Origin of the sequence: Tenacibaculum sp. AHE14PA, from assembly GCF_019278465.1 — a bacterium.
Lineage (GTDB): Bacteria > Bacteroidota > Bacteroidia > Flavobacteriales > Flavobacteriaceae > Polaribacter > Polaribacter bernardetii.
In genome coordinates, this window is record NZ_CP058983.1 from 2,119,916 (window position 1) to 2,142,330 (window position 22,415).

At 31.4% G+C, this 22,415-nt stretch carries 16 protein-coding genes; 6 read left to right on the forward strand and 10 right to left on the reverse strand.

The genetic code is table 11. The features are described from left to right. Positions 1 to 1,623, forward strand: a complete 1,623-nt coding sequence (locus H0I30_RS09800) for a 4Fe-4S dicluster domain-containing protein (RefSeq protein ID WP_218771683.1) — start codon at positions 1 to 3, stop codon at positions 1,621 to 1,623. 585 nt (positions 1,624 to 2,208) lie between these two features. Here the strand turns inward: H0I30_RS09800 and H0I30_RS09805 are convergent. Both H0I30_RS09805 and H0I30_RS09810 read right to left on the reverse strand, forming a co-directional pair. Next, complete coding sequence (locus H0I30_RS09805; RefSeq protein WP_218771684.1) at positions 2,209 to 3,210, reverse strand: fasciclin domain-containing protein; 1,002 nt, start codon at positions 3,208 to 3,210, stop codon at positions 2,209 to 2,211. A 20-nt stretch (positions 3,211 to 3,230) separates the two neighbouring features. Further along, entirely contained in the window at positions 3,231 to 4,124 is an 894-nt protein-coding gene (locus tag H0I30_RS09810; RefSeq protein ID WP_255554363.1) for a hypothetical protein, read from the reverse strand. A gap of 223 nt (positions 4,125 to 4,347) precedes the next feature. On the opposite strand from H0I30_RS09810, the gene H0I30_RS09815 reads away from it, so the two are divergent. From H0I30_RS09815 to H0I30_RS09830, 4 genes are read left to right on the forward strand one after another with little or no spacing between them, the layout of a single operon-like run. Beyond that, the gene (locus H0I30_RS09815; RefSeq protein WP_218771685.1) at positions 4,348 to 4,815 is read left to right on the forward strand and encodes a toxin-antitoxin system YwqK family antitoxin; all 468 of its coding nucleotides are present in this window, start codon (positions 4,348 to 4,350) and stop codon (positions 4,813 to 4,815) included. Continuing rightward, complete coding sequence (locus H0I30_RS09820) at positions 4,815 to 5,507, forward strand: glycosyltransferase family 2 protein (protein ID WP_218771686.1); 693 nt, start codon at positions 4,815 to 4,817, stop codon at positions 5,505 to 5,507. The genes H0I30_RS09815 and H0I30_RS09820 overlap by 1 nt, the downstream gene beginning before the upstream one ends. After that, on the forward strand, positions 5,507 to 6,997 hold the full coding sequence (locus H0I30_RS09825; protein ID WP_218771687.1) for a cellulose synthase family protein: 1,491 nt from the start codon (positions 5,507 to 5,509) through the stop codon (positions 6,995 to 6,997). Before H0I30_RS09820 ends, H0I30_RS09825 begins: the two co-directional genes overlap by 1 nt. Next, positions 6,997 to 8,382: a mannosyltransferase gene (locus tag H0I30_RS09830; RefSeq protein WP_218771688.1), complete on the forward strand. Its 1,386-nt coding sequence runs from the start codon at positions 6,997 to 6,999 to the stop codon at positions 8,380 to 8,382. The genes H0I30_RS09825 and H0I30_RS09830 overlap by 1 nt, the downstream gene beginning before the upstream one ends. A 128-nt stretch (positions 8,383 to 8,510) precedes the next feature. Here the strand turns inward: H0I30_RS09830 and H0I30_RS09835 are convergent, their stop codons facing one another. From H0I30_RS09835 to H0I30_RS09870, 8 genes are all read right to left on the reverse strand, one after another. After that, positions 8,511 to 9,092, reverse strand: coding sequence for an acyltransferase (locus H0I30_RS09835; RefSeq protein WP_218771689.1), 582 nt, complete (start codon positions 9,090 to 9,092; stop codon positions 8,511 to 8,513). Positions 9,093 to 9,138: 46 nt separating this feature from the next. Then, entirely contained in the window at positions 9,139 to 9,882 is a 744-nt protein-coding gene (locus H0I30_RS09840) for an energy transducer TonB (protein WP_218771690.1), read from the reverse strand. Positions 9,883 to 9,988: 106 nt separating this feature from the next. Further along, entirely contained in the window at positions 9,989 to 10,711 is a 723-nt protein-coding gene (locus H0I30_RS09845; protein ID WP_218771691.1) for an energy transducer TonB, read from the reverse strand. A 72-nt stretch (positions 10,712 to 10,783) separates the two neighbouring features. Beyond that, positions 10,784 to 11,152: a VanZ family protein gene (locus H0I30_RS13085; RefSeq protein ID WP_370624104.1), complete on the reverse strand. Its 369-nt coding sequence runs from the start codon at positions 11,150 to 11,152 to the stop codon at positions 10,784 to 10,786. Continuing rightward, on the reverse strand, positions 11,118 to 11,498 hold the full coding sequence (gene gcvH / locus H0I30_RS09855) for a glycine cleavage system protein GcvH (RefSeq protein ID WP_218771693.1): 381 nt from the start codon (positions 11,496 to 11,498) through the stop codon (positions 11,118 to 11,120). The genes H0I30_RS13085 and gcvH overlap by 35 nt, the downstream gene beginning before the upstream one ends. 24 nt (positions 11,499 to 11,522) lie before the next feature. Next, positions 11,523 to 18,638 (reverse strand): cell surface protein SprA, encoded by a 7,116-nt coding sequence (gene sprA / locus H0I30_RS09860; RefSeq protein ID WP_255554364.1) that lies wholly within the window; start codon positions 18,636 to 18,638, stop codon positions 11,523 to 11,525. Between the two features lie 6 nt (positions 18,639 to 18,644). Beyond that, the gene (gene ruvA, locus H0I30_RS09865) at positions 18,645 to 19,226 is read right to left on the reverse strand and encodes a Holliday junction branch migration protein RuvA (protein WP_218771694.1); all 582 of its coding nucleotides are present in this window, start codon (positions 19,224 to 19,226) and stop codon (positions 18,645 to 18,647) included. A 53-nt stretch (positions 19,227 to 19,279) separates the two neighbouring features. After that, complete coding sequence (locus tag H0I30_RS09870) at positions 19,280 to 21,562, reverse strand: NADP-dependent malic enzyme (protein ID WP_218771695.1); 2,283 nt, start codon at positions 21,560 to 21,562, stop codon at positions 19,280 to 19,282. Positions 21,563 to 21,697: 135 nt separating this feature from the next. On the opposite strand from H0I30_RS09870, the gene H0I30_RS09875 reads away from it, so the two are divergent. Further along, complete coding sequence (locus tag H0I30_RS09875; RefSeq protein WP_218771696.1) at positions 21,698 to 22,318, forward strand: PAS domain-containing protein; 621 nt, start codon at positions 21,698 to 21,700, stop codon at positions 22,316 to 22,318. Positions 22,319 to 22,415: the final 97 nt, after the last annotated feature.

Sequence of the window (22,415 nt, forward strand, 5' to 3'; positions counted from 1 at the left end):
ATGAAAATAGTAAAACAATCAGGTTTAATCATTTTTTTAGTAGGATTAGCCATCTTTATAGGAACTATTTTCACAGGTTCTTTCAGTTTAACAAAAGGAGAATTAGATACTTTTTTAAAAGAACAAAATTATAAAAGTACCGTTATAGCTGACGAATTAACAAAGGCTGTTGTAACCTCAGAAGATTTAAATATCTTTCAGTTTTCGAGTCGTGTTATACAAGCTTATGAAAACTCTAATAATTATTATGATGCCCTTATAGCAAAATACGACGCTGAAAAAAATTGGGACAAAAAAGGGGCCCAATTTCAATATAAAATCTCCGGAAAACTGCATAGTTTAAGTTTTACACTTGCTAAAAAATCAGGAAAAGGGTTTGCTGTTGAAAACACAGGTTTAGCATGGTTTTTAACTTTTGGCTTGGGTATTCTTGGAGCTTTGTTATTTATAGTTCCTGATGTTATTATACTAGGAAAGCCAGGAGTAAAAAACAATGGAATATTTTTAAATGCAGCTACCAATCGTGGTTGGATAGGTTGGTTTGCTTTTGTCTTTTTGGTTACTTTTTATGTGCTACTTTATTTTTATCCTGATTTTATTGTAAACTGGGTGTATTTAGTAGATCCTATTAGCCAATCTATTAGTAATAATCCGGCTAGTCAATGGTTTTTATATGGTTTTTTATATTGTGTAGTTATGACTGTTATGGCAGTAAGAATGTACATAAAATACCGTCATAATAAATATCAAATTTTAAGGACAACCTCTGTTTTATTCTTTCAAATTGTATTTGCTTTTTTAATTCCTGAGATTTTAGTTCGTTTCGAAAAACCTTGGTATGATTTTAAAAATGCCTTTCCTTTAGATTATGATTTCTTTTTTAAATGGAACTTAGATGAGCTACTTTCTAGTGGTGGTTTTGGTTTATTTATTTTAGTATGGGGAATTGTTTTAACTATTGTAGTGGTACCAGTAATGGTATATTTCTTCGGAAAAAGATGGTATTGTTCTTGGGTTTGTGGTTGTGGTGGTTTGGCTGAAACTTTAGGAGATCCCTACAGACAACTTTCTAGTAAAACATTACTTTCTTGGAAAGTAGAGCGTATTGTAATTCACTCTGTACTTGTTTTTGTTTTAGTAATGACCGGTTTTGCCTTATATACTTTCTTTTATGGTGCCGACCAGGTTTTAGGTATTAAAACACAAACAATTCAAGATATTTATGGCTTTCTTATCGGTGCTATTTTTGCAGGTGTAATTGGAACTGGATTTTACCCGATTTTTGGTAATAGAGTTTGGTGTCGTTTTGGATGCCCGTTAGCAGCGTATTTAGGTTTTATCCAACGTTTTAAATCTCGTTTTAGAATTACAACTAACGGTGGTCAATGTATTTCTTGCGGAAACTGTTCTACGTATTGCGAACAAGGAATTGATGTAAGAGCTTATGCTCAAAAAGGAGAAAACATTGTACGATCTAGCTGTGTTGGTTGTGGTATTTGTTCTGCTGTTTGTCCTAGAGGAGTTTTAAAATTAGAAAACGGACCAGAAGAAGGAAGAATAAACCCTACGGATGTATTATTAGGTAACGATGTTGATTTAATGGAGTTAGTTAACAAGAAATAATACTCCGTTTTAATCAAATAATAAAAATATTCGACGCTTTCGTTAAACATAATATAAGATATTTTTTAGCCCTTATGAGAATTCTCATAAGGGCTAAAAAATGTCTTATAAATTAATTTTATGTGATAAGCTAAATAGAATATTTAATAGGTACTGCTCTATAAACACATAAAAAAATAGTTATAAAATCTGGTGTCTGTTTTCATCCAGAGTGATAATAACATCTCTAAAAATCATTTTAAAGTTAAGGGTTTAAGAACAGGATAAACTTTTAAATCTAACACAAGTTATATGGTATTATAGAGTGATAAGCGTTTAAAATCAACTATTACATCAATAAATAAAACCTATGTTATTTGTAATTCGGAGTACTTAAATCACCTAATGTTAAACTTATTAAAGTTATTAGCTTTTAAACCAACTTTTCTTCAAGCCTTATATTAACCTTTCATAAGTACTTTACTCTTTCAGATAGACAAGGAAACATCAATTATAATATATATGGAAATTAGAGTTTCTCTAAAAAAAATAAAGCCACAGAATAAACCTGTGACTTTAAATATCAAACAAACTAACACTAATTTTTTATAAATTTGGTAGTAATACTCTATCGATTACGTGAACTATTCCGTTTGTAGTTTGTACATCTGGAATAACCATGTTTGCTGCATCAGCTCCATTTCCTGCTCCAGTAACTGTAAGTACACCATCAGTAAAAGCACCTAAAGCTAATGCATCACCACCAAGCGGAGTTACTGCTCCTTGATTTAATTCTGAAGTAAATTTTCCGTCATTTGCTATTACGTGGTTTAAAAGTACAGCTGTTACAACATCTACAGGTAATTGACGAATATCAGATGGTTTTGTAAAAGTTAATCCTAATGCAGCACCTAAGTCAACAAAAGCCTGATCTGTAGGAGCAAATACTGTAAATGATGGGCTACCTTCAGAAGCTGAAAGTGCTCCAACTAAATCCGTATAAACTACAGCCTCTACTAAGTAAGTTAATTCTGGAGCTGTAAAAACCTGAGCGCTTTGAAGTGCTAAAGCTGTTTGTACAATATCTGCACCAGAAGCAATCATAACTTTATCAATTACATGAACAGTACCATTACTTGCCGAGATATCGGTTGCTAATATTTTAGAACCATTAATATAGGTATCTCCATCACGAGAAACAAAACGTCTATCAATACCAAGAGCTGATGTTGATGAAACATCTTCTGAAATATCAGCCCCTAATAAGTTTCCGTTAGAAACGTGGTATAATAATGTATTTGTTAAAAATGATTTTTGAAGAGCTCCTAAAGTTTCACTATTTAAACCCAATCTAGCGAAAGCATCGTTCGTTGGCGCAAAAACCGTATAATCTCCAGAAGGATCATTAGGATTAGAATTACTTAACACTCCTGCGACACCTCCTGCTACAGCGGCAGATTCTAAAGTACTAAAAGCTGGGTTTGTTACTGCTATATTAGCAATTGATGGTGTAATATCCTCATAACTAGATGATGATTCACATGAACTTAATGTACCAATGGCAATTGCTGACACTAGCATATATTTAAAAATAGATAAATTTTTCATAATTGTATTTCTTTTATTTATTAAAATGAGTAAACTAATCCACCATAAAAACCGGTAGATTTTCCGATATTTCTACCTGTAAGGTAGCTATTAACTCCTGCTGTTAAACCTACACCTCCGTATAAAGGAGCGTAACCATTAACACCTACTCTTGTGTAATTTACACGTGTTGCAGGGAAAAAACCTACAAAACCTTCGCCTAGAATATCTACACCTTCTTTATCTGATAATTGATTAGCAACAAAAGCATCTACATAAAATTTTGATGCAGCATACCCTAACTTTAATTCAGTTATTAAAGCATTTGGCACATTACTAGCTCTAAAACTATAACCAGCCTGCCCTGTTACAAAAATTCCTGAATTCATTTTAAAAGTTGCAATTCCTAAAGCACTAAATCTAAAAGACTCATTACCTATAGCAATAATAGACTGTAATCCCTCATTTGCACTGTAATCACCTAAAGGAGTTTCAACACCTACTGATCCAATAAAATCTAATGAACTTTTTTCGAAATCAATCGTATGAAATTTATACTTTGCATAGATTTTTAAATCTTGCAATCCTTTTCTTTCATTTTCAAAGCCATTGTTTGCTAATTCTGCACTACTTGCATTACCTTCTGATTTAATATAAGGTACGTTTAAAACAATATTAAATTTATCTGTAACACCTATTTCTCCATAAAAAGAAATACTTGTTGTAGTTACATCATTAAATACTGGTACTCCATCAGCCTCATTAGGTACTAAAAATACTTTATCATAAGACTCGTGAGAATAAGATAAGACTAAAGCGCCTTCTCCTTTTTTCTTCATAAATCCACTTACTGGGCTCTGAGCCATACAAAAAGTGGTTAACATCATGCATACTACTGCAAGCGCTATAACTCTGTCATTTTTTTTAATTGTCATAATTATTTTGTTTTATGTGTTAGTGACATCAATATATACGGAAAAAAAGTAATATTGGTTTTTTTTATTTTAAAAAAACTTTAATTTTAAAAATTACGTACCTATAATAGGTACTAGAATAAGTTACTCAATTAAAAAAATAAAGTAATTTGTTAATTAACGGTTAGCTATTCGACTATCTAATTTTAAATCAATACAAAGCAACATATAAAAACTACATTTTATGATTCTTAAATATGCCTTATCCCTTTTTTTAGTTATAACCTTAACACAAGAAGAGAAAGAATTTGTTCGAATTTTTGATGCGCAAGAAAATTTACAATCACAAGGCTGGATGTTAAACAATCAAAAGGTAGATTTTTGGACTTTTTATCACCCAAATGGTAATATTTCAAAAAAAGGACATTATAATCACGATAAAAAAACCGGATATTGGTACTTTTACAACGAAAATGAGATGTTATTAAAAGAAGGCGCTTTTACAAATGATAACGCTAACAATTGGTGGATCTTTTATACCGATAAAGGAAAGAAAAAAATTCAGTACAAAAACGGAGTCAAAGAAGGTTATGCTTTAGTTTACAAAAACAACTCTCTTGAAAAAGCAGAACGTTACTCTGAAAATGAAAAAACTGGAGAATGGACTTCTTATGTAATATTTAAGAAGGATAATCCAAATATAAAATTTTAATGAATCAATTAATTAAAGTTATTATCCCTGCTTACAACGAGCAAGATTCAATAGCAAATGTCATTAACGATATTCCATCAATTGTAGATGAAATAATTGTTATCAGCAACAACTCTACAGACGCAACAGAGCTAAATGCCAAAAACGCAGGAGCTACAGTTTTAAAAGAAAACCGAAAAGGCTATGGCTATGCTTGCTTAAAGGGAATGAATTATATTGCTGAACAAAAAAACAAACCCGATATTATTGTTTTTTTAGATGGTGATTATTCTGATTATCCTGAGCAATTAATGGAACTTGTTCATCCTATTATAAACGACAACATCGATTTTGTAATTGGTGCCCGTGTAAAAGAACTAAGAGAAAATGGCTCTATGACTCCACAACAAATATTTGGTAACTGGCTAGCTACTTCATTAATGTCTTTATTTTTTGGAGCAAAATTCACAGATCTCGGTCCGTTTAGAGCTATTAAATACAACAAACTACTGGACTTAAATATGGAGGATAAAACTTATGGTTGGACGGTAGAAATGCAATTAAAAGCATTGAAACAGCAATTCACATATACAGAAATTCCTATGAAATACAGAAATAGAATAGGTGTATCTAAAGTTTCAGGTACTGTAAAAGGTAGTATATTAGCGGGCGTTAAAATATTAAGTTGGATATTTAAATACAGTTTTAAATAATGGTTGTAGAGTATATTATAATAGTGATTTATGCTATTTCGTTAATTTTAATTTTTATGTATGCTTTGGCGCAATTAAACTTATTGTTTAATTACTTAAAGGCTCAAAAAAAAGAAGATAACTCTCCTAAGTTCGATTTCTCTAAATCCTCAGAAGTTCCTTTTGTAACCATTCAATTGCCTGTATTTAACGAGTTATATGTAATGGAACGTTTGTTAACTAACATTGCAAAAATTAAATATCCGAATGAAAAATTAGAAATTCAGGTTTTAGATGATTCTACAGATGAATCAGTAATTTCTACTGCTAAGCATATTGCTCAACTTCAAGAAACTGGATTAGACATTGTACACATCCGAAGAGAAAATCGCCAAGGATTTAAAGCAGGAGCTTTAAAAGAAGGTTTGGAAGTTGCCAAAGGAGAATTCATTGTTATTTTTGATGCTGATTTTTTACCACAAGAAAATTGGTTAGAACAAACAATTCCGTATTTTAAAAACCCTGAAATTGGCGTAGTACAAACTCGCTGGGGGCATATCAATAGAAATTATTCAACCTTAACTAAAATCCAAGCATTTGCCTTAGATGCTCATTTTTCTTTAGAACAAGTTGGTAGAAATAGTAAAGGTCATTTTATTAACTTTAACGGAACAGCTGGTGCATGGCGTAAAGAATGTATTTTAGATGCCGGAAACTGGGAAGGAGATACCTTAACCGAAGATATTGACTTGAGTTATAGAGCACAGCTTAAAAACTGGAAGTTTAAATATTTAGAACATGTTGAAACTCCTGCAGAACTTCCTGTTGTTATTAGTGCAGCAAGAACCCAACAATTTCGTTGGAATAAGGGTGGCGCAGAGAATTTTCAGAAAATGGGAAAACGCATTATTTTAAATAAAAACGTTTCTGCAAAAACTAAAATTCACGGACTTTTACACCTACTAAACAGCTCTATGTTTACCTGTATTTTTTTAGTTGCTGTTTTAAGTATTCCGATGTTATACATTAAAAATGAATATACTCATTTAAAACCTTTCTTTTACGTGATGAGTTTTTTCGTTTTAAGTTCTATCATATTTTTTATCTGTTATTGGTTTATGTATAAAAAAAATAACGGCGGCGGATTTAAAAATTTTATAAAATACATTGGTGCTTTCTTTACATTTTTTACCATTGTAATGGGCTTTTCTTTACACAATACCATTGCTGTTTTAGAAGGTCATTTTGGTAAGAAAAGTGAATTTGTTCGTACACCAAAATTTAATATAAAAACACTTAAAGACGGTTGGAAAAACAATAAATACGTAAGAACAAAAGTTTCTTTAAACGTAATTATTGAGGGATTATTAACATTGTATTTTATCTTTGGTATGTATAGTGCTTTTGTTGTTGGTAACCAAGATGGTGATTTCGGTTTATTTCCTTTTCATTTGATGTTAACTATCGGATTTGGATACGTTTTTTTTAAATCACTTTTTTCTAAAGCCTAATGCTTTTCTGGAAAAAATATAGCTCGCTACTACTAACTTTTATTAGTGGTATCCTTTATTTTTTATTTGCTTATTTTTTAGAAAGAACTGAATTTTCGAAGTTACTTTTTTTGTGGTTTTCTTTATTTTTGATCACCTACTTTTTATGGAAAAACAATAAAAACAACTTTATACTTTTAGCCAGTATTTCAATTTTATTTCGATTGATCTTTCTTGTTGCTACTCCAAATTTATCACAAGATTTTTATAGATTTATTTGGGATGGAAGAATGATTTTAGAAGGATTAAATCCGTATTTATCATTACCCAAAACATTTATAGAACAACAAACATATCCTATAAACCAAGCTGTTGATTTATACAAAGGAATGGGTACAATGAACGGAAGTCATTTCACCAATTATCCACCTATAAATCAATTATGTTTTTTAATTGCGGCTATTTTCGCTAACAAAAGCATTTTAGGCAGTGTAGTTATAATGCGTGTTATTATAATTTTGGCTGATGTAGGAATACTTTACTTCGGAAAAAAACTATTAGAAAAACTAAAATTACCAATTCATAACATTTTTTTATACATTTTAAATCCGTTTATAATTATTGAGATGACGGGCAACTTGCATTTTGAACCTGTAATGTTGTTCTTTTTAGTGTGGAGTTTATACAAATTACAACAACGAAAATGGATTTGGGCTGCAATACTGCTAGCTTGTTCGGTTTCTGTAAAATTAGTTCCTTTACTGTTCTTACCATTGTTTTTACAATGGTTTATAAGCCCTTTACACACAAATAACAAAAAAATTATTAGATGGATTGGCTTTAAATTTCGTCCAAAAGAATTACTAAAACTAATTTGTTTTTATCTGGTAGTTATAACAGTTACACTTTTATTGTTTCTTCCTTTTTACACCTCAGAATTAATTACCAACTACTCTAATTCTGTAGGGTTATGGTTTAGGAATTTCGAATTTAATGCTAGTTTTTACTATATAGCTAGAGAGATTGGGTATCTATTTAGAGGTTATAATGAAATTGCCGTAATCGGTAAAATAATGCCGATTTTAACCATTTTATTTTTAATTAGTATCACTTTTATCAGAAATAATAAAACGTTTACACAATTACTAACAGCCATGTTATTTGGCTTGTCTTTTTATTATTTTACAGCAACAACAATGCATCCTTGGTATATTGCTACACTTTTAATTTTATCACTATTTACAAAATATCGATTCCCTGTAATTTGGAGTATCGTAATTATTTTTAGTTATCAAGCATACGCAAATCAACCTTGGAAAGAAAACCTTTGGTTTGTTGCTTTAGAATATATAGTTGTATACGGTTTTTTGTACTGGGAATTGTACATAAAAAAACCCACTCAATAAATTGAGTGGGAAAAATTGCTATGAAAAAGAAAAAGTAGTGGTTTTAAAGCCACTAATCAAATATAGATAACTAGTTTCTTTTAAACAAATACTTTTTAATAAAAATTAACCTTTAATTTACATTTAAGTTACACTCTTATTACTTTATTATTTTTTAATTTATATTGTTGTTTACTTTCTATACATAGCGCATCTCCATTATCATTAAATTCTAATCGATGCCCGTATTCACTAACCCAACCTATTTGCTTTGATGGATTACCAACAACCAGCGCATATGGTAACACTTGCTTTGTAACCACAGCTCCTGCACCAACGAATGCATATTCACCAATATCATTACCACAAACTATAGTTGCATTAGCGCCAATACTAGCGCCTTTTTTAACCGTAGTTTTTAAATACTCATCTTGCCTTTTAATAGCACTTCTAGGGTTAATAACATTTGTAAAAACCATCGATGGACCTAAGAAAACATCATTTTCGCAAATAACACCTGTGTAAATAGATACATTGTTTTGAACCTTTACATTGTTTCCTAAGACTACCTTTGGTGAAACTACCACATTTTGACCTATATTACACTTATTACCAATTTTACAATTTGACATGATATGGCTAAAATGCCAAATTTTGGTTTCTGAACCTATACTACAGTTATCATCTATTACCGCTGTTTCGTGCGCAAAAAAGTTTTTTGTTGTATTCATACTAACAAAAATAAAAAACTCAACCTAAATAGTTGAGTTTTTAACTTTATTCTACATTAAAAGTAATAGGTAAAGTATATTTTACTTTAACAGGAGTATTATTTTGCTTTCCTGGTGTAAATTTTGGAATTTTACGCACCACTTTATTTGTTTCTTTTTCTAATCTTTTATGTGGAGCTCTAATTTTTACATCAGATATAACACCAGATTTATCAATTATAAACTGCGTAAATATTTTATATTTCCCCGACCTTAACCCTACATCTTGTGCTAATTCTACATTAAAATAACGCTGAACATGTTGTTGAATTTTCTTCTCAAAACATTTTTTATTTTCTTCTTCGGATAAACCTTCACAACCTTTAAAAACGGGTCTGTTTTGAACGTTATTTATAGACATCGTATTTTCAACTGAAGGAATTACTGTTGGAGCTGTTTTTTTTGGAACTACAACTGTCTCTGGTTTATCATCAACTGGTATTTTTATTAATGTTTCAACAAGCTTCTCAGTGTTTTTTACAATTTTGGGTGGAGCAATTGTTTTAATAACTTGTTTCTCTACCACTTTCTTTACCTTCTTTTCGATTTTTTTAATAACAACAGGTCGCGAAAATGTAAATACGGTTTCTAATGTATCATGATTTGTAAAGATTGCTACATTTAAATCTTTCTCTGTTTCATGTTCTAATGAAACAAAAACTATAAATAATGTAAGTACTAAACCTAATTGCGTAAAAATTGATGAGAATTTTTCTAATTGTTTTCTTGGATTCTTTTTTTCTTCTTTCATAGTTCTTAATTTTTTAAGTTAATACTATGTTAAAACCAAGAAGTGTGCCAATAAAAAAAGCAATCCAAATCGGATTGCTTTCTTTATTTTTATTTTGTAAGTTAACTTACTCTACATTAAAAGTAATAGGTAATGTATACCCTACTCTTACTGGTCTACCTCTTTGTCTACCTGGTTTCATTTTAGGAATTTTATTCGCTATACGAATAGCTTCCTTTTTTAACCTTGGGTGAGGAGCTCTTGCGTTTACACTAGTAATAGAACCATCTTTATCAATTTTAAATTGAACATAAATTCTTTTTTTACCTGGTGCTAAACCTAACTCATTTGCTAATTCTGCATCAAAATAACGCTGAACGTGCTTTCTTAATTGTTTGTTTAAACAAGCTTTCTTTTCTGCTTTTGAACCAGTACATCCTGGGTAAATTGGCACTTCTTCAATAATAGAAAAAGGTACATCCTCTACGAAAACTTCTTCTTCAACTGCCTCTTCAATGTCTTCAACTACAATTTCTTCAGATTCATCTGTTTCAGTAGATTCGATAATAGTTTCTTCAACTTCCTTCTCGTCTTCTACGATTTCAATTTTTTCTGGTGCTGGTGGTGGTGGTGTATTTGGCTTTGGCTTTGGTGGCTCTACAATAAGCTCTATTGTTTCTTCTTCAATTTCAGAAGCCATATTAGCCATTCCTAAATCTCCGTATTGCTTATCATATGTTTTGTTTTCAATTGCAACATATGTTATAAATAATGCTAAAACCAAACCTAACTGCATAAACAGTTTACTATAATTCTCTAAGTTTGACTTTGGATTTTTCTTAATTTCCATCGTAAATATTTTTTAATAGTTCGCTAATTTAATTAAATTATTTTAACTTTTACAAGCTAATTCTTTAAATAGCTATATTTTTCTTAAAAAAAGAAAGTAAACAATATAAGCTATTAAAATACCCGTCGTATTTGCCACAATATCTAAAACATCACCTGATCGGTATGTTGTTACTATAACTTGAAGAGCTTCAATAATTATGCCGTAAATAAAGCAACAAAAAACAATACTATATTCATTGATTTTTGTTTTTTTAAAAGCTATTAAACAAATAAATGTTAAAATAAAATAAGCAAGTGCATGCTCGTATTTATCCAAATTATTTATTTGAATTGGTTGCTTTCCAATGTTTATTAAGCTAAGAATAGCAATACTAATTGCAATTAGTATTGCTATTCCTACTAAATTATCCCTTAATAAGTTCTTGATACGCTTCAGCACTTAATAAATCAGGTATTTGTGAATCATCCGATAATTTAACTTTTATCATCCATCCATCACCATAAGGATCAGAATTTACTAATTCTGGTTCGTCTTCTAAAGCTTCGTTAAACTCAATTACTTCTCCAGATAAAGGCATAAAAAGATCAGATACTGTTTTAACAGCTTCTACTGAACCAAAAACCTCTTCAATATCTAAAGATTCATCTAAAGTATCAACGTCTACATATACAATATCACCTAGCTCTCCTTGTGCAAAAGAGGTAATACCAATTGTAGCTACACCTTCTTCTATCTTAACCCATTCGTGGTCTTTCGTGTATTTTAATTCTGATGGAATGTTCATTGTACTATTTTTATTGTGTTTGTTTTAATTTCCTAAATTGTAAATAATATTTATCCCTGCATTGATTGACTGTCTTGGAAAAGTAGTTGAAACAGCATATTGAAACGTTTGATGATTGTAATAAAACGATGCTGTTAAACTGCTACTTAAATTATAATCGGCTATAAATTTTAATCCGAATAATTTTTCTCCTCCTGTTATTTGACTATTTTCTTCATCAACGCTACGTATTAAGGTTAAATTATCCCTCAAAGATACGTCAGCTCTTAGGTTTATATCTCCTTTTAATGTTTCTTTTTTTCCTGTAAATCGCGTTACAAATTTAACATCTCTAATCTTATAACCAAAACCTACAACATATTCTGTTCCTCTAATATCAGTTAAGGTATTGTTATTAAAGTTTAATGTTAAACTTCTATCTCTTCTTATTTCCCCTTTAAATGAAAATGAATTTTTCATCCTAAAATCAACTTTCATTAATGGTGAAAACTCATCTATTAAAGTTGCCGACGAAAGTAATAGTTCTGGCTGATAATTACCAGAAGTATTTGTATTTGTTGCTAAATTTGTTGAATCGTACTGTAAATTATTGGTGTAGTTACCTATTGTATAAGACGATTTGTAACCATGTGATAGTGTAAAAGATGAAAAAGTCTTTTTAAACCACTTATACTTCATAAAACCATTAAAACGCATTGTCCAATTCGGAATTGGTATATTTTTAAAAATACCTGTACTTACCGAATTTGCATCGTTACCTGAATATGCTGCAATAAAGGCTGGCAACATTGCTTGCTGACCGTTTTCTTTAAATCCGCTTACGGGTTGATCTGTAGTTGCTAACCTATTAGCAATTGTACTCCTGTTTGATAAGAAATTTTGATATAACACCTCGCTATCTGTAAAAACAGTACCCAACATAAAGTGACTAATGCTATAATTACCTGTTTCAAAAGCTTTAATGTTCGGGTCTTGCTCAAATCCTCCATTCCCATCAGAAATGATATCTAATTGCTGATTTAAATTACTTGTTTGAATCCTAGTTCCAATTAAATCTATCGTTAAATTTTTAAAAGGTTTTACAGAAACATTATAATCTAATTTTTTGAATCTTGTTTTACCATAATTCTTGTTATAATAAGGTTGATTTTCGTCAGTCTGACTTGTTCTTGTAACCAACCATCCGTTTTCGATAGCTGTATTTAAAATATCTGTTTGACTACCAAATACAAATCCTAATGAAGGTGCTGTACTACCGTCATAACTATTTCTTCCTAAAAATCCTACCGATGGTTTGTATCCTTGTAATAAAGTTCCGTTGTTTTGAGTATAACTAATTTTTGCTCTCTTTACCGATGTTAATACATCATACATTCCCTTCATTACTTTATGACCAAAAGAAGCGTTCTTCTTTAATTTGGCTCTTCCTTTAGATGTTTTATCACCCCCTAAAGTTGCTGTTCCTTTTTTAACAGGTTTCTTTTTGGTTCCTTTTAGTAATAGCTTATCTAACTTTAAGGTTTTATAAAAACGACCAAAATCTATATTTGTATTTAAATTATGGGTGTTTGCATTCTGAATCATATTACCAACCACATCTACATAACTTACATTATCTCCGTTTGGTAAATCTAAATTACTTTGTGAACTCGCTTTCCAATCAAAATCTGCTGTATAACTATAATCTGCACTTAAAAAATTTAAATATGGTAACTTACTAAGTGGCAATTTATACGTTGCATTTAATTTTTGATGATAGTTATCAGGCCTACCAACAGTAAAAAATTGATCATAAATCTCTAACTCTTCATCATCTCCAAAACTATCGTAAATATAATTGTTAGTTGCATTAAAGTTTAGCTGAAGCGATTTTGTTAAATCAAATCCAATCGTATAATCCCAATTAAATAAAAACCTACGTTGCACTAATTCTGGTTGTGCTGTTAGTCCTTCAATTAAATTTCTAGATTGTTGCGAGTTATAATTTCTATTAATTCTCGAATTAAGTGCTATCGTTTTAGGTACTGGATTAAAATTAAGATCTTTTATAAATCGCAAGTATTTATTATTAAATTTTTTTGATTTTTTAAAGGGTTCTATAACAAAAGGCTTAAAGTTAAAATTATAACTTGCTCCCGCCATTACATTTTTATTTTCGAATTTTTCGATATTATAATCCTTATGAAACTCTTCATTATGAGCATATGAAGCAGAAAAATTTTCTACATCATAAAACTTTGGTGTTTTTTTGCTCTTCGGATTTTTATTCTTTTTTACATTGATAAAACTAATGCTTTTTCTTCGTGTATAGTCTTGTGCATTTTCACTGTTAGGATTTTTATCTAAAGCATCTTCTAATTCCACATCCTGAAACTGAGGATCGTATTTAGGGTCCCTAAATTCTTCACCATAGCTATAACTCATAGGTATTTGCATATTCCAATCTTGCGGCATCATTTTACCTAACTGAATATTGGTTGCAACACTATATTGTTTAATTTCCTCTATACTTCTTTGCTGAACTCTATCTTCAACATTACCAAAACCAATGGTAGACATTCTTCCTGCTAAAGACAAGTCCATTACATCGGCAAGATTTGCATCTGCATTTACAACAGCTGCCCAACCACCTTTATTATCAAAACCTACCGCACGTAATTCATTAAACCAAACCTCTACTGTTTTATCTGAATTAGATACGTTTTTAACACCCAGCATTACAGTTCTTACTTGCGCCAATGTTGGGTTTCCTTTTACTGATATTTTTAAACCATTAGAACTTGTTGCTGAAAATATATCTGTTATACTTGTTCCAACACCTGTTGGCCTTTCTATTTTTAAATTTGCTAATTCTTCTAAAGGCACTTCTAAATTATTTGCCTCAGGCCAAACATCTAAAGAGGTTGCTCTAGAGGTTGATAATGTTAATGGTTTTTCAATTTCGTAATAGTTATCATTTAAATCGGTTCCTAAACGAATTACAGCAACCATATCTCCATCTTGAGTAGCTTCTGTTGTTGGTTTTTCTGCATGTAAAAACATTCGTAGTTTTTTATACCTACGCATATCTATACTTATGTTTTTATAGATAGTTCTTACGTCATCGGCTGCTAAATCTGTTACTTTTAAAGTTACCGACTGCTCATTTTGACGTTGAATTCTGTTTGTTCCTTGTAATTCTTCTCGCTGAATTCCTGGAGGTAATTTATATCTTTCCGAATTTTGCTCTATACTTACAACACCTACCTCAAAATTATTAAGTTCTGTATTATCTAAATTTACCGGCACACCTGTATTCGGTAATGTTTTTGTATATCTACGCCAATCTCCTCTTACTAATTCTAACTCTCCGAATCGTAAAACAACTGGCATTTTAAATTGCGAAAGAAACATTCTAATAAAACGAATACTATTAAAATCGGTAATTCCGTTTATTCGCTGAGCATCTGTTACATTTCTAACCGGAATTCTAAATTGATACCAAGTAGTACTTCTTGTAGATCCGTTTGCCAAAGTAATTGGCTCATTTTTTACATCTATAATATTATTTTGTCCTAATTGTAAATCGCTTCTATTTAATGAAACCTCGTACTCAAAATAACTATTTACCGGGTTCATTGTTTGATCTTTATTAATATCTTCAACATCAGGATATGCTGTTGATGAAGTAGGAAAAGATTCGTTTGACTGACTAGCTGTTGGTGAATTTCCCTGCGTACCGTTAAAGTTTTTATAACGTGTTAAAACCGATGCATTTGTGTTTTCTATAGCACCTCCTCTAAAATATTGAAAGTTATCTCCTGCCGGATCATCTAAGGATGCGAATGCTGGGAACTTTATTCTTTCATCTTCATCCGTTAAACCGTCTAAACCAATATCTTGATTTGCACGAGCTTCGTTGCTAGAGTCAAAAGCATATAATATTGATGGATTTATTGGCGTATTTCCCCAGTTGGTTGCATTTACATTTGTTCCATCTACTTTATTTCCATCCGCAGGTAAACCATTTTCATATTGTTTTCTACCATCCTTTAAAATATCTTCAGAAACGTTTCCTAAATTTATAAATAATTTTCCTACTTGATTTCCTGGATCTTGCGGGTTTATTCCTGCCGATAATCCTTCTGCTTGTGTGATAGAGTAATTTTCATAAGGATCCATTAACCAAAACTGAATATATTCTACATTGGCTTGTTCAAAATTATTAGTTGTTAATGGTCGCATAATTCCTCCCCAACGTTCTTCTGAAGTTACTGTACTTGCATTTTCGTTGTAATTATAAGGACCTCTTTCTGAGGGATAATAAGCCAAATCTAATGTTCTAACTAAATTTTGCTGCGTAATATCTAAATCGGTGTTCGGAAATAATTCGTTGTAACGTATCTGACGAATTTCGTTTCTAGACAATTCATTTTCATCAATATTGTTAGGTCTGTTTCCACTACCATAAAATAATTGATCAATATTATACCATGCAATTTTACCTCTTTTGTAATTGTAAGATAAATCGCTTGCGCCACCATCAAAACCTTGCGATTCTGGTGTACTTGCTAAAAACCATTGTTGTGGAGAACTTAAATTAATAGGTATTTGCGAAGCCTCAAAATCATCTAAATACGAAGTTGCTGTTCCGTCTACATTAATTCCGCTTGGCGAACCTGGCAATAAATAAGCCATATCTGCTCTTACAGATACATTCGAAGGGACTTCGGTTTCTACAAACGGTAATCTGTTTGCTAATTTTGTTAAGTAAGGAACTTCAGCAGAATAATCTAAATTAAAACCTAACATTACATTATCTATAGGCTCTCCTCCAAAATTTACTTTAGGTGTAATTGGTTTTTCACTTACATTTAAGTAAGTTCCTCCTATGGTAAATTTATCCGAAAAACGATGCTCTACATCAATACCTATAAATGTTTTTCGTTGCTGACTAAATAAGGTATTACTTTCAGTCGTTGCATTAATAGGAATTCCTGATGCTTCTAAACCTGGATCTAAAATTTGTACGCGACCTAATTGATAATCTACCACATAATCTATACCTTCAACTAACTGTCGTCCTCCGGCAGTTACACGTACCGAACCTCTAGGAATATTAAACCCTCCTAAAGAAATACCTCTACTTGTTTCTGATTTAAAGTACCCTTTTAAAAAGAATTTGTCTTTATTCTGATACTCGTTTTTTGCTTGAATTTTTGTTGTTAAATACAGTTCTTCAAAAAGATATTTATCCTGATCTGAAGTGTTGGTAAGCTCATCTCTTAAATCTTCACCAAAAGGTTCTGGTTCAGGAAACAATACATATCCTCTTTCTGAATTCACAGTTATTCCGTCTACATAATCAAAAAAACCATCTCCGTTTGGCACGGCATACTCACTTTGATCTAACTTATCTAAGTTTAAAATACGCAATAATGGTTTATCTGTAATTCCAGGTGTTAGGGCTTTTTGTAACGTATTTTGTAAAGTTCCTGTTTCATCATCACGATATAAAAGTTCAAAACGAAACCCTTCACGTTGCAAAGGAAAAGCACCTAAAGCATACACGTTTTTCATCATTAATCGCCATGTAGGAAAACCTTCATCTTCATTCGTTACCGCATTTTTCCTTGTGGTATTTAAAATTTCACTACGCAATAGCTTTACCACTAAATTATCTGGGGCAACTACACCGTCGTTAGAAAATTCTCCTACTTTAAAAACAGTTTCTCCACCTGATGCTCCAACCGCAGTATATTCATAAGCAACTGCTAAAACCTCTCCATCATTTAATCTTCTGTTTAAAGATATAAAACCTAATTGCGGATGTACTCTAAATTCATTTGCTTGTAATTTTCTTGCATTTTGAAGGTACGAATAGTTAAACCCTTGACGTGCTGGCATAATATTGTTAATCGCCGCATCTACTGTAGCTACATCTCTAATACCACCTGTAGTTGTTGCTAATAATGGACTTAAGTTGTTAACTCCGTTATATGGTAACACTTTAGAGTTCGCTGAGATAGGGCTAGGAACAGTATTTACTTCATTTGGATTTACTTTGTTTGCATTATTAGATTCTCCTAAATCGGCAAGACCTACAATACTTCGATAATCAGTAACATTTTGAGTTCTATTCGTTATCCAAACTTCAACTCTTGTAATGTTTACTGGACTACTTACCAAAGGGTAGTTACTTAAGGCATCTGTATAACTCTCTCTAAAATATTGTGATAAAAAAAAGTGACGATCATTATCATAGTCAGAAGCTCTTAACTCAAACTCCTCAATAGTTGCTCCTCCTTCTGCAATAACTGTTTTAGATTGTGAATTTTGCTGTGAAAACGCTGCGGTTATATAGGTTTTACCAAACTGCAATTCTGTTTTTACACCAAATAATGCTTGTGCCCCGTTTATTAACGAGTTTTTAATTGGCATACTAATATTACCTGCTTCTATATTTCGTATAATATCGTCTTCAGTAGGCGTATATTCTAACTTAATGATGTTTTGAAAATCGAATGTAGATTGTGTATCGTAATTTGCCGTTACCGTTAATCGTTTACCAACTTTTGCTTGTAAACTTGTACTTATTTGTTGATCAAAATCAAACGTAAAACTACTCTGGTTTTCTATTGATATTTGCGGATTCTCATTGTTTTGATAAATTCCTCCGAGCTTTATATTTACCTGACCTGTTGGATTTACCTCAACACTATTACCTCCAAAAATAGACTCGAAAAACTTAGAATTTACATAATATTTAGGTAACAAGTTTTTTCTTGCTTTACTATTTCCTTTTTTTCTTGAGTTTGTTGCATCAACCTTTTCTTTAAAATAATCTTTTACATCATTTTTTAATCGATACTTGTCATACTCATCGGGAGTCATAAAAACAGGTGTTCCAATATAGTAATCGCCTATTTTCTCCACCAACATAAACTTATTTAAAGTCTTATCAAAGGTTATGGTTATCTCTGTTGGGTTGCTTAAAAAAAGAGTTCCGTTTTGGTTATTACTAAAATTATATTTTAGCGGAATAACAGTGTCTTTTTTTATAGTATTACCTTTATTACTCTGAGTGTTTTGTGAAAACGAAACAACACTTACCAGTATAGTAAGTGTTGTTAGTAATCTATTAATAATTGCTTTTTTCAACCTGTTTTATAAATTTTTTAACGCCTGTTTTATCAATGCCTCAACACTAGCATCAGGTGTTTCTTTTAATATATTCCCTATAACTTTATCTGCTTGCTTTCTTACAAAACCAAGAACTTCTAGTGCAGATAACGCTTCTTCTTTATTTGTATTGTTTTGAGCAATTGAAACTTCATCTAAATCAAAGATTTTTAGAATTTTATCTTTCAGATCTACAATAACACGCTGTGCTGTTTTTACTCCAATACCCTTAACAGACTGTATTGTTTTTACATTTTCTGAAGCAATAGCTTGTTGTATTTCTTCAGACGTCATTGACGACAACATTGTTCTTGCAATACTCGGACCTACACCTGAAACTGACGTGAGTAATCTAAAAATTTCTCTTTCAACTTTATTAAAAAACCCATACAATGTATGTGCGTCTTCACGAATAGATAAATGTGTATACAACAACACATTTTCATCATTAGGTAACGACGAATAAGTGTTTAAAGAAATATGCAATAAGTAGCCTACTCCATTACAGTCTATTACTGCATACGTAGGATTTTTCTCCACAAGTTTCCCCCTAATTTGTGTTATCATTCTATCTAATTTCGATTTGCCTAAAATAGGCAAATTATTTAGTTTTAAAAGTCTTAGCTTTTATTTTTTAACTCTTTGTTTTGTGCATCTACAACAGCTACTGCAGCCATATTCACCATTTCATCAACACTTGCACCTAATTGCAAGATGTGAACAGGCTTACTCATACCTAATAAAATAGGTCCGATAGATTCAACTCCATCAACCTGCTTCATTAATTTATACGTTATGTTAGCCGACTCTAAATTCGGGAATATTAAAATATTTGCTCTTTTACCATTTAATTTAGAAAAAGGGAATTCTTTTGCTAATAACTCAGGGTTTAAGGCAAAATCTGCTTGTAACTCACCATCAACAATTACATTAGGATGGTAACGATGTATATACGATACTGCTTCTCTTATTTTTACTGAACTTTCGGCTTTTGATGACCCAAAGTTAGAAAAACCTAGCATGGCAATATGTGGCTTCATTCCAAACATTTTTGCTAAGCCAGATGTTAATTGACTAATTTTTGCTAATTCTTTAGCTGTTGGATTAATGTTAATCGTTGTATCCGCTAAAAACATTGGTCCTTGTTTGGTTAGCATCATATTTGTTGCTGCCACTCTAGTAACACCTTTTTCTTTCTCTATTAACTCTAACATTGGTTTTACAACCGATGGATATGACCTTGAATATCCTGTAATTAAAGCATCTGCTTCACCAGTATTCACCATCATTGCTGCAAAATAATTACGCTCACGCATCCATTTTTGAGCCTCTAAAAAAGAAATACCTTTACGCTGTCTTGTTTTCCAAAAAGCTTCTGCATATCTGTTTCTTCGATCTGTTTCTTCATCCGTTTTAGGATCAATAATAACAACATCTGCGTCGAATCCTAATTCTTCTTTTAATTCAAGAATAATATCCTTTCTACCTAATAAAATAGGTATCGCTATTTTCTCATCATAAACACGCTGTGCTGCTTTTAACACATCTAGATGATCTGCCTCTGCAAAAACTACTCGTTTAGGGGCTTTTTTTGCTCTGTTATGTAATAATCTTATCTCTTTACTTCCCGTTCCAGATCTATCCATTAATTCTTCACGGTATGCATCCCAATCTGTAATTGGTTCTTGCGCTACGCCCGACTCCATTGCTGCTTTTGCAATAGCTGGTGGAATTTCATAAATTAATCTCGGATCAAATGGTTTAGGTATAATGTATTCTTTTCCGAATGAAAGACTCACTTCATCATACACTATATTTACTTGTTCTGGCACTGTTTTTTTAGCCAAATCAGCTAAAGCATGTACAGCTGCCATTTTCATTTCTTCATTAATTTTAGTTGCCCTAACATCTAAAGCCCCTCTAAAAATAAATGGAAATCCAAGTACATTATTAACTTGATTAGGATTATCCGATCTACCCGTTGCCATAATAATATCATCACGAGTATCTACCGCTAATTGGTATTCTATCTCAGGATCTGGATTTGCCATTGCAAAAACAACAGGGTCTTTTGCCATCGATAATAACATCTCTGGCGTTACTACATTTCCTTTTGATAATCCTATAAAAACATCTGCATTATGCATTGCCTCCTCTAAAGTATTAATGTCTTTATCAGTTGCAAATTCTTCTTTTTGTGACGTTAAATTACCTCTATCTCTTCTAATAACGCCTTTACTATCGCACATTACTACATTTTCTCTTTTAGCACCAAGTGCTAAGTACAACCTTGTACATGAAATTGCAGCCGCTCCAGCTCCGTTTACTACGATTTTAATCTCCGATATTTTTTTATCAATAATTTCTATCGCATTTTTTAAGGCTGCTGCAGAAATAATTGCTGTTCCGTGCTGATCGTCGTGCATTACAGGAATATCTAATTCCTCCTTTAATCTTCTTTCTATCTCAAAAGCTTCAGGAGCTTTTATATCTTCTAGGTTTATTCCACCAAAAGTTGGAGCAATGGCCTTTACTGTTTCTACAAATTTATCAACATCTGTAGCATCTACTTCAATATCAAAAACATCAATATCAGCAAAAATTTTAAACAACAAACCTTTCCCTTCCATTACTGGTTTTGATGCTTCAGGACCTATATCTCCTAGACCTAAAACAGCAGTTCCGTTAGTAATAACAGCTACTAAATTACCTTTAGCGGTATATTTATAAACATTGTCTTTATCTTTAGCAATTTCTAAACAAGGCTCTGCAACTCCAGGAGAGTATGCTAACGACAAATCGTGCTGTGTAGCATATTTTTTAGTTGGTACTACTGCTATTTTTCCTGGTTTTGGCTTTGCATGGTATAACAAAGCTTCTCGCCTTTTTCTAGAATCACTCATAGATTAGTTTTATTTGTTTGAACTTACAAATATACGTTTTTGTTACTTAGTGAAAAACCTAAAACATGATTTTAGTCATGTTTTATAATCAGCAGACCGTATAAATTTGCGTACATTTTAATTTTAAATCAAATCATGAAAACACCACCTATTCAAATAATTAATGAAGAAATAAAATGGGACAAATCTCAAACAATTGTTAGCAAAACAGATTTATTTGGCACAATTCTTTACGCTAACAAAGCCTTTGTTTTAGCCAGCGAATACACTGCTATAGAATTAATGGGAGAGCCTCATAATATTATTAGACACCCAGATATGCCAAAGGTTGCTTTTAAAGCCTTATGGGAAGCTTTAAAAAAAGGGGAAAATTACCACGCTATTGTAAAAAACCTAACTAAAACTGGTAAATACTATTGGGTAATTACTGATTTTACAATTGATAAAAATGAAAAAGGGGAGCCTATCGGTTACACTGGACGAAGAAAAGCTATACCTAAAAGTGTTATTGATAAAATTGAACCACTTTATAAAACTCTTTTAGAAATTGAAAAATTAAAAGGAGAAAAAATTAGCGAATTATACTTTGAAGGTTTTTTAAAGGAAGAGGTTGGTAAAAGTTATAACGAATATGTAGTTGATTTATTTAAAGAAGAATCTTTGAAAGTTTCCGAAACACAAACCGAAGTTAAAGAAAAGAGTAAAATAAAAAAAGGCCTTAACTGGTTTTTCTTTGGCGACACAGATCCTAAATAACAACTTAAAAAAGGCAAATTCTTAAAAGTATTTGCCTTTTTTAAGTTGTTATGAATCCTAATGTGATTTTTAACTAAAACTTTATATTTTAATCTTC